The sequence below is a fragment of the Pseudomonas sp. Je.1.5.c genome, assembly GCF_051129895.1.
GTDB classification, from domain to species: Bacteria; Pseudomonadota; Gammaproteobacteria; order Pseudomonadales; family Pseudomonadaceae; genus Aquipseudomonas; species Aquipseudomonas urmiensis.
In genome coordinates this window covers 1-8,510 of the sequence record NZ_JBCPSP010000080.1, presented here as the reverse complement: position 1 = coordinate 8,510, position 8,510 = coordinate 1, and the positions used below count along the sequence as shown (strand labels likewise).

The following is an 8,510-nucleotide window of genomic DNA, read 5'->3' as shown; positions in this document are numbered from 1 at the left end:
AACCCAAGCCTTGGTCATCTTGGCTCGAAAGCTTGCCCGCGTGGCTTTCGCCCTGATGAAAAATCAGGGCGAATACATCACCAGAGCTATGAAATTGGCTTGCCCATAACCATAGAATCTCCCACGCAAACAACAGGCTTAGACTCAAACTGCGTGGGAGCGGGCTTGCCCCGCGATGCGGCCGAGCCTGCTGCCACGATCTACGGCATCCCGTCGGCTCCGATGGCAAAACGCCGCGTATCCGCCAAGCCCCGCTACACTCCTGTCTGACCTGCTCGCGATTTATTCATACGACCCGTTCAGCCATCGCAAGGAGGCTCGATGAACGATGAATTGCAGCACCTGAAGAACCTCGGCAAGACCTCCGCCCAGTGGTTGCACGCAGCCGGCATCCACAGTGCGTCGGACTTGCGTCGCCTGGGCGCGGTGGGCGCATACCAGGCGGTAAGAACCCGAGGTTTTCGTGCATCCAAGGTGTTGTTGTACGCAATCGAAGGCGCCCTGCTGGACATGCACTGGAACGATTTGCCTGCCGAACGCAAGCAAGCGCTCAACCAGCAATTGGACGCGAAGAACGCCACGCAAAAAAAGTAGAAATAAGTTGGGGAATGGGATTGACGCAGGAATGAGAATCGTTATGATTATCACAACTGGTCGCGAGACTGGTTGGGTAACCTGAAAGCCCCTGGTTCGGACTCTCAGATTATCTCCTCATCAGGCTAATCACGGTTATTGACCCGGCTTTTTGCCGGGTCTTTTTTTGCCTGGACTTCAGGACCTGGCAGAGCTGGGATCATCGCGGGGCAAGCCCGCTCCCAGGCAGCTTACTTAAGTCTAAGCCTGTCGTTTGCGTGGGAGCGGGCTTGCCCCGCGATGAGGCCAATGGATGCTCAATGCGCCTTACGCATCTGCGCACAATAGTCCTGCTCAGGCACCGCAGCGGTGAACCAGACGTAATCAGCCATCCCCGACTCAACCCGCTCCCCCACCTCGGCCAGTAGCACCACCTTGGTCTGCCCCTGGGCCCCAAGGTCAGCCAAATGCAGCGGCACACCCAGATCCTTGCGCACGTGATAACTACCGGCAAACAACAACGCCGGCTCAGGCGCAGCCATCATCCGCTCGGCCATGCGCCGATCACGCTGTTGCTGCACCGCGAGCATCGCCGGCAGCTGACTTTCGGGCAGCAAGCCGCAATGCCCATCACGCACCTGCGCCAACAGTGAAGCCTTGACCGCAGGCGCATTGGAGCGCTCGCCCTGCAGCGAGACAGGCTGCCGATAAGCCTGACGCATCTCACTGCTGGAAAGGTTGGCGGCCAGCAACGGTATTTGCAGCTCGAACGCCTCGCGCACGATCGGCCCATACCACTGCCAATCCCAGCCGTCCTGCCAGGCCAGCGCCTTGGGCAGGTCTGCCGGCAGTTGCCCGCCTGCAGCCAAGGCATCCACCCGCGGCTGTTGCTCAGGTTGGAGCATCTCCAATAACAGGCTGCCCTGCCCCCGCTGACTGGCCAGGGCGCGCAGCAGCCACAGCTGCAAGGCATGCTGATCGGGGTTGTCGTGCTTCTCACCCACTAGCACGCGCGGTGCATCGACCAATTGCTCAAGCAGTTGCTGGGGGCTGATCAGCTGGCCGCTGGCAAGGTCGCGGATCTGCCCCAACTGCGCAGGGTCGCGCCCTTCACTACCCTGCCAGGCGGGCAACGCCGGCAAGCTGGCCTGGCGTGCCTGACAGCCGCTCAAGGCCAAGGCCACACAGATCGACAACAGCAAGCGATGGCGCATCGAGCAGTTCTCCTAACGGGTGATGATCAACGGATGGCCGCGCTCCGGGTGATCCTGCACCAGCACATCAATGCCGAACACCGCCTTGAGCGCTTCAGGGGTCAAGACCTTGCGGGGAGAATCAAGCGCATGGCAGCGCCCCTGTTCCAGCAGCAATATCTGGTCACAGTAGCGCGCCGCCAAGTTCAGGTCATGCAGGATGACCATCACCGCCGCCCCCCGATCGGCAAAACTGCGCACCGATTGCAGCGTGGTGTGCTGGTGCAAGGGATCGAGCATCGAGGTTGGCTCGTCCAACAGCAGCGTAGCGCCCGCTTCGCCCGGCCACAGCTGCGCCAACACCCGCGCCAGGTGTACGCGCTGGCGCTCACCACCGGACAACGCCAGATAGCTGCGCTCGAGCAAGTGCCAGGCATCGGCGGCACGCAACGCAGCCTCGATGATCTGCTGGTCTCGTTGTCGGCCGCTGGCATGCGGCAAGCGCCCCATGCCGACCACTTCCTCGACCCGGAAGGCAAAGCCGAGGCTGGACACTTGCGGCAACACCGCCAACTGCCGCGCGCGCGCTTGCCCGCTCCAGTCAATCAGTTGCCGACCAAGCAGACGCACCTGGCCCTGGCTCGGTGTCAGTTCGCCACATAAGGCCCCCAGCAGGCTGCTCTTACCCGCGCCATTGGGGCCCAGCACACCGAGGATCTCCCCCGGCTGCAGCTTCAGTTGGATATCGTGCAACACCTCAGTGCTGCCACGGCGCAGATGCAGGCCTTCGACTTCGAGCATCAGTTGCGCCCCTTGATCAGTAACAGCAAGAAAAACGGTGCACCGATGAAGGCGGTGACGATACCGATCGGCAACTCGGCCGGCGCCAGCGCCAAGCGCGCCACCAGGTCTGCGAACAGCAGCAACGCTCCGCCCGCCAGCAACGACGCCGGCAGCAGCACACGATGATCAGGCCCGGCCACCAGGCGTACCAGGTGCGGCACCACCAGGCCGATGAAGCCGATCAGGCCAGCGGCAGCCACGGCAGCGCCGACACCCAGTGCGGTGCAGAACACCAGCTCACGCTTGAGCGACTCCACCTCGACGCCCAGGTGGCGGGCTTCTGACTCGCCCAGCAACAGCGCATTGAGCGCCTGGGCGCGGCGTGGCAGCCAGACGGCCACCGCGACGGTGACCAGGATCAACGGCCACAGCCGCTGGTAACTGGCGCCATTGAGGCTACCCAAGTTCCAGAAGGTCAAGGTGCGCAGGGTGGCGTCATCGGCCAGGTAAGTGAACAAGCCGACCGCTGAGCCCGCCAACGCCGTCAAGGCGATACCTGCCAGAAGCATGGTGGCGACGTTGGTCTGGCCGTCACGTCGGCCCAGGCGATAGACCAGCGCCGTCACCCCCAAGCCACCGACGAAGGCACAGACCGACAGCAAATAAGGCGCGAACCATTCAGGGATGCCGCCCAACCAGCTGCCGCCGACAATCGCGATCGCCGCGCCCAGTGCCGCACCACTGGCCACACCGACCAAGCCCGGGTCTGCCAGTGGATTACGAAACAGTCCCTGCATGGCCACTCCTGACAGCGCCAGCACAGCGCCAACGGCCAGCCCAAGCAAGGTTCGCGGCAGACGAATCTGCCCCAGGATCAGCTCGGCCTGTTCCAGGCCATCGCCTGCTACCGGCAACCCCAGCAGGCGCAGCCCGGCACGCAAGGTATCGATTAGCGGCAGACTGACCGGCCCCAGCGCCAGCGACAGCCAAACTGCCAGCAAACACAGCCCACTCAGGCCAATGAATAGCGTGCGCGGCTGAACTCGCCGCTTCATTGGGCCAGGCTGGCCTGGGCCGCCGGATAGAAGGCAGCAGCCAATTCATGCAGGGTAGCCGGCAGGCGTGGGCCCAGGCCGCCAACCAACAAGGTCGGATCCAGAGAAACCAGGCGCTTTTCGCGGATAGCGCGCGAGGCCGCCAGCGCTGGGTTCTCTTTGACCAATGCTTGCAGGGCCTGCTCGCCACTCAAGCTACGGTCAGAGAACACCACCACATCCGGATCCAGGGCGGCCAGGGCTTCCACCGAGAAGTTCTTGTAGCCCTGATGATCGGCCAGATTGCGTGCCCCCGCCTGACGCAGCAGCCAGTCCCCCGAGGTGCCGTGGCCGGCAATCATTGGCTTGGAGCCGGCGTGGCCAACCAACAGCAGCACCCCCGGCGCTTTCTGGCTGGCCTGGGCCTGCTTGACCTTGGCCTGCAGATCATCGAGTTGCTGGCGGTAACCTGCGGCCAGTTCGCGGGCTTGCCGTTCAGCGCCGAGCAGGCTGCCCAAATGCGTGAGGTTTTGCTCCACTGCGCCCAGTTCGGCTTTGCTGGAGAACAGCTCAACTCGCACACCGGCGTTGCGGATCTGTGCCAGCACCGGCGGCGGGCCCATTTCCTCGGTACCTACCAGCACATCGGGGCGCAGGCTGAGAATGCCCTCGGCAGACAGCTGACGCTGGTAACCGATGCTGGGCAAAGCCTTGAGCGACTCTGGGTGCTGGCTGGTGGTGTCGACGCCAACCAGGCGCTGCTCGCCGCCCAGGGCGCTGATCCATTCGCTCAGGGCGCCACCGGCACTCACCCAACGTTGCGGCAGCTCGGCGGCCAGAGCCTGGGTGGAGAGAACAAGACCGGCGCACAGGGCGATCAGGGCAGCAGGACGGCGCATCATCGGAGTTCCTTTGCAGAAGACAAGCCGCGCGCCTTGTGGCGAACAGCGGAACTGCGCACCATAGACAGCGCACGCAGCATGCGGGCAATTTGATAATTATTCGCATTGAGGCGTCAAGCCATCCGTTTGTTCCATTCCTTTACTGTACGAGCCTGTACCTGCAATGCATTTTCTCTGCGCTTCCGAGCACCTTGGTGAAGGCCACAGCCGCGCGTTCAGCGTAGCGGGCGTGGCGCTGTTTGCCGTGCGCCGCCAGGGCCAGGTGTTTGCCTACCGCAATCGCTGCCCGCACAAAGGCATCGCGCTCAACTGGCAAGCCGATAGCTTTCTCGATGACAGCGCCAGCCTGATTCATTGCGCTCATCACGGCGCACTGTTTCTGATCGAGACCGGCGAATGCGTGGCCGGTCCCTGCGAGGGTGAGCAGTTGCAGGCCCTGGACTGCCTGGAAGACAGCCAGGGCATCTGGTTCAAGGATTGAGCAGCACTGGCAGCGGCCGGTCGATGACGATCTGTGAGGCATCCAGCCGTGTGCCATAGGCCAGCACTTCGACGCCATCGGCCACGGCTGCGCGCAGGGCGCTGGCATAGGCCGCATCGATCTCCTCGGCTGGGCGCACCGCTTCGACTCCGGTGAGGTTGACGCAATACAGCTGCACGGCCCGAACGCCCTGGCGGGCCAAGGCCGCGAGTTCACGCAGGTGCTTGGCACCGCGCTGGGTGACCGCATCCGGGAAGGCCGCTACCGGCGTGTCCGGGTAGCCGAGAGTGACGCTCTTGACCTCGACATAGGCCGGGCCGCTGGCGAACTCCAGGCGAAAATCGACCCGACTGCCCTCCTCGCCGTAGGCTACTTCGCGCTTGAGTGCAGTAAAGCCGGCCAGTTCGCTGATGACCCCGGCGCGCAAGGCCTCTTCGACCAGCGCATTGGCCCGGCCAGTATTGATGCAGGCCAACCGCCCCTGCGGCGTCTCACTGATCTCCCAGGTGCCCGGCAGCTTGCGCTTGGGGTCATTGGAGCGGCTGAACCAGACCTGTCCGCCTTCACGCATGCAATTGAGCATGGAGCCGGTATTAGGGCAGTGGATGGTCAGTTGTTCGCCATTGGCCAGCTCGATGTCAGCCAGAAAACGTTTATAGCGGCGCAGCAGCCGCCCCTGTTCGAGCAATGGGAAGAATGCCATCAGCCTTGCCAGCTCCGTAGACCACGGGCGAGACGCTCAACAGCCTGTTCCAGACGCGGCAGGCTCTGGGTGTAGGCAAAGCGCACGTGATGCCCCGCCTGATGGCGACCAAAATCCAGGCCTGGGGTGAAGGCCAGGTACTCGGTTTCCAGGAAGTGCCGGCAGAAGGCGAACGCATCGCCACCGAACGCGCTGATGTCGGCGTACAGATAGAAAGCACCCTGCGGCTCGACGGCGATGCCAAAGCCCAGTTCGCGCAGCGCGGGCAGCAGGTAGTCGCGGCGCTTGGCGAATTCGCCGCGGCGCTCTTCAAGAATCGCCAGGGTGTCGGGCTGGAAGCAGGCCAGCGCGGCATGCTGGGCCATGCTTGGAGCACTGATGTACAGATTCTGCGCCAGTTTCTCAAGATCGCCGACCGCGTTGGGCGGCGCAACCAGCCAACCGAGGCGCCAGCCGGTCATGCCGAAATACTTGGAAAAACTATTCAAAACGAACGCTTCGTCGTCCACTTCCAGCACGCTGGGTGCGTCCATGCCGTAGGTCAGGCCGTGGTAGATCTCGTCCACCACCAGGTGGCCATGCCGCTCGCGAGTAGCCTGGGACAGGCTGGCCAAGGCCTCGCGATCCAGAACGGTACCGGTCGGGTTGGCCGGTGACGCGACCAGCGCGCCTACCGTGTCTTTGTCCCAATGACGCTCGACCAGGTCGGCGGTGAGCTGGTAATTGACCTCAGGGCCCACCGGCACCAGCTGCGCGCCGCCTTCGACCAAGCGCAGGAAGTGTCGGTTGCACGGGTAGCCCGGGTCGGCCAGCAGCCAGTGCTTGCCCGGATCGACCAGCAGGCTGCTGGCCAGCAACAGCGCCCCGGAACCCCCTGGGGTGATGAGGATACGCTCGGGGTCGATCGACAGCGTGTAGCGCTGCGCATAGAAGCCTGCAATCGCCTCACGCAGCGCCGGCAGGCCACGCGCGGCGGTGTAGCGGGTATGCCCATCGGCCAGGGCGGCCTGGCCGGCCGCGATGATCGGCGCGGCGGTGGTGAAGTCCGGCTCACCGATCTCCAGGTGGATCACATCCCGGCCCGCCGCCTGCAATTCGTTGGCCCGCGCCAGCAGTGCCATGACATGAAAGGGTTCGATGGCGCGGCTGCGCGCGCTGTAGGGCTGAGCCATGGGGCCTTCTCTCAATTGGGTCTAAACTAGTTGTTCAACCGTTGTACGCCACTGAACGGGCGGCTCATGCCGCTGTCAACACGTAGGATCGGCCGGGCTAGCGCACCCCCGATCTATCTGGTAAGTTCGGCGGCTCGCAGTCGCAGGGCCGGCGGTCGCCGGAGATGGAGCATCCTGCGCATTGGATCAGATGAGTGAGAGGCGGTCTATTCATGTCCACCCAAGAAAAGCAAAAAGCCAGGCAAAATCTTTATGGGGTCGAGCCCTATCAGGAGACCAAGGGTGAGGAGTACATGGGTGAACCCATGCGCAAGCACTTCATCAATATCCTGAACGCTTGGAAGCAGGAGCTGATGGTCGGCGTCGACAAGACCGTTGACCATATGAAAGAAGAGGCGGCCAACTTCGCCGACCCGGCAGACCGTGCCACGCAAGAGGAAGAGTTTGCCCTTGAACTGCGCGCACGTGACCGCGAGCGCAAGCTGATCAAGAAGATCGACAAGACCCTGCAACTGATTCAGGACAAAGAGTACGGCTGGTGCGAGAGCTGCGGCATCGAGATTGGCCTGCGTCGTCTTGAAGCTCGCCCTACTGCCGATCTTTGCTTCGACTGTAAAGAAGTTGCCGAGCAAAAGGAAAAAACGGTCGGCAAGGGCTGATCCTGATTTCCACCGAACGGGGCGCTCAATGCGCCCCGTTTCATTTATAGATACTGTTAACCCATGACCCCATCACCCTACGTCGGGCGCTTTGCTCCCACTCCCAGCGGTTTTCTGCACTTCGGCTCACTGGTTGCCGCCCTCGCCTCCTGGCTGGATGCCCGGGCTGTCGGTGGACGTTGGCTGCTACGCATGGAAGACACCGACCCACCGCGCGAGATGCCCGGTGCACGCGATGCCATCTTGCACACCCTGGAAGGTTATGGCCTGGAGTGGGATGGCGAGGTGGTGTTCCAAAGCCAGCGCCATGATGCGTACGCCGAGGTCGTCGAACGCCTGTTCCGCCAGGGCCTGGCCTATGCCTGTACCTGCTCGCGCAAGCAGCTGGAGGGGAGCAACGGTATTTATCCAGGCACTTGCCGCAATGCCGGCCATGCTCGCGAAGGCGCGGCGATTCGCCTGCGGGTGCCAGAGCTGACCTACCGCTTTAGTGACCGGGTGCAAGGCGAGTTCGCCCAGCATCTGGGCCGCGAAGTGGGCGATTTCATCATCCAGCGTCGCGATGGGCTGTATGCCTACCAATTGGCGGTGGTGCTGGACGATGCCTGGCAAGGTGTGACCGACATCGTGCGTGGGGCTGACTTGCTCGACAACACCCCGCGCCAGCTGTATCTGCAAGAGCTGCTGGGATTCTCCCAGCCGCGCTACTTGCATATCCCGCTGATCATCCAGCCGGATGGGCACAAATTGGGCAAGTCGTATCGCTCGCCGCCGCTGGCGCCTGAGCAGGCCACGCCGTTGCTGCTACGGGCGTTGCGGGCGCTGGGACAAGCGACTGATCCGGCGCTGGAGGGTGCCAGCCCTGGCGAAGTGCTGGCAGTGGCGCGACAGCAGTGGAGGCCTGACGCCATCGCCTCTCGAATGACCGTGCCAGAGGCTGATCTGCGCTGAGCCTGTGCCGGCTCTATCGCGGGGCAAGCCCGCTCCCACGCCTGCGCCCAGTTGAGATA

The 8,510-nt window shown here is 63.2% G+C and carries 10 protein-coding genes and 1 pseudogene; 5 read left to right on the top strand and 6 right to left on the bottom strand.

Features of this window, described 5'->3' with window-relative positions; translation table 11 throughout:
- Together AAZU54_RS26960 and AAZU54_RS26955 are read left to right on the top strand one after the other, a co-directional pair.
- A pseudogene (locus AAZU54_RS26960) lies at positions 1-109 on the top strand (IS110 family transposase); the annotation flags it as partial.
- A gap of 212 nt (positions 110-321) precedes the next feature.
- Positions 322-594, top strand: a complete 273-nt coding sequence (locus AAZU54_RS26955) for a TfoX/Sxy family protein (protein ID WP_186556465.1) — start codon at positions 322-324, stop codon at positions 592-594.
- Between the two features lie 296 nt (positions 595-890).
- Here the strand turns inward: AAZU54_RS26955 and AAZU54_RS26950 are convergent, their stop codons facing one another.
- Genes AAZU54_RS26950 through AAZU54_RS26935 form a run of 4 tightly spaced genes read right to left on the bottom strand, consistent with a single transcriptional unit; the run spans position 891 to position 4,485 of the window.
- Positions 891-1,787 carry a ChaN family lipoprotein gene (locus tag AAZU54_RS26950; RefSeq protein ID WP_312152131.1) on the bottom strand — a complete coding sequence of 299 codons (897 nt, stop codon included), beginning with the start codon at positions 1,785-1,787 and terminating at the stop codon, positions 891-893.
- Between the two features lie 12 nt (positions 1,788-1,799).
- Positions 1,800-2,567, bottom strand: coding sequence for a heme ABC transporter ATP-binding protein (locus AAZU54_RS26945; RefSeq protein ID WP_434727877.1), 768 nt, complete (start codon positions 2,565-2,567; stop codon positions 1,800-1,802).
- Positions 2,567-3,550 (bottom strand): FecCD family ABC transporter permease, encoded by a 984-nt coding sequence (locus AAZU54_RS26940; RefSeq protein WP_186556534.1) that lies wholly within the window; start codon positions 3,548-3,550, stop codon positions 2,567-2,569. Before AAZU54_RS26940 ends, AAZU54_RS26945 begins: the two co-directional genes overlap by 1 nt.
- Positions 3,551-3,600: 50 nt before the next feature.
- Complete coding sequence (locus tag AAZU54_RS26935) at positions 3,601-4,485, bottom strand: heme/hemin ABC transporter substrate-binding protein (RefSeq protein ID WP_186556468.1); 885 nt, start codon at positions 4,483-4,485, stop codon at positions 3,601-3,603.
- Between the two features lie 163 nt (positions 4,486-4,648).
- Between AAZU54_RS26935 and AAZU54_RS26930 the strand changes: the two genes are divergently transcribed.
- Complete coding sequence (locus AAZU54_RS26930; RefSeq protein WP_186556469.1) at positions 4,649-4,966, top strand: Rieske (2Fe-2S) protein; 318 nt, start codon at positions 4,649-4,651, stop codon at positions 4,964-4,966.
- Here the strand turns inward: AAZU54_RS26930 and sfsA are convergent.
- Both sfsA and AAZU54_RS26920 read right to left on the bottom strand, forming a co-directional pair.
- Entirely contained in the window at positions 4,956-5,669 is a 714-nt protein-coding gene (gene sfsA, locus AAZU54_RS26925) for a DNA/RNA nuclease SfsA (RefSeq protein ID WP_312154611.1), read from the bottom strand. The two genes, AAZU54_RS26930 and sfsA, sit on opposite strands and share 11 nt — an antisense overlap.
- A complete protein-coding gene (locus AAZU54_RS26920) occupies positions 5,669-6,841 on the bottom strand; it encodes a pyridoxal phosphate-dependent aminotransferase (protein WP_186556471.1) in 1,173 nt (390 codons plus the stop codon). The genes sfsA and AAZU54_RS26920 overlap by 1 nt, the downstream gene beginning before the upstream one ends.
- 212 nt (positions 6,842-7,053) lie before the next feature.
- Between AAZU54_RS26920 and dksA the strand changes: the two genes are divergently transcribed.
- On the top strand, positions 7,054-7,500 hold the full coding sequence (gene dksA / locus AAZU54_RS26915; protein ID WP_186556472.1) for an RNA polymerase-binding protein DksA: 447 nt from the start codon (positions 7,054-7,056) through the stop codon (positions 7,498-7,500).
- Positions 7,501-7,563: 63 nt separating this feature from the next.
- Positions 7,564-8,451, top strand: coding sequence for a tRNA glutamyl-Q(34) synthetase GluQRS (gene gluQRS / locus AAZU54_RS26910; protein WP_434727876.1), 888 nt, complete (start codon positions 7,564-7,566; stop codon positions 8,449-8,451).
- Positions 8,452-8,510 lie beyond the last annotated feature (59 nt).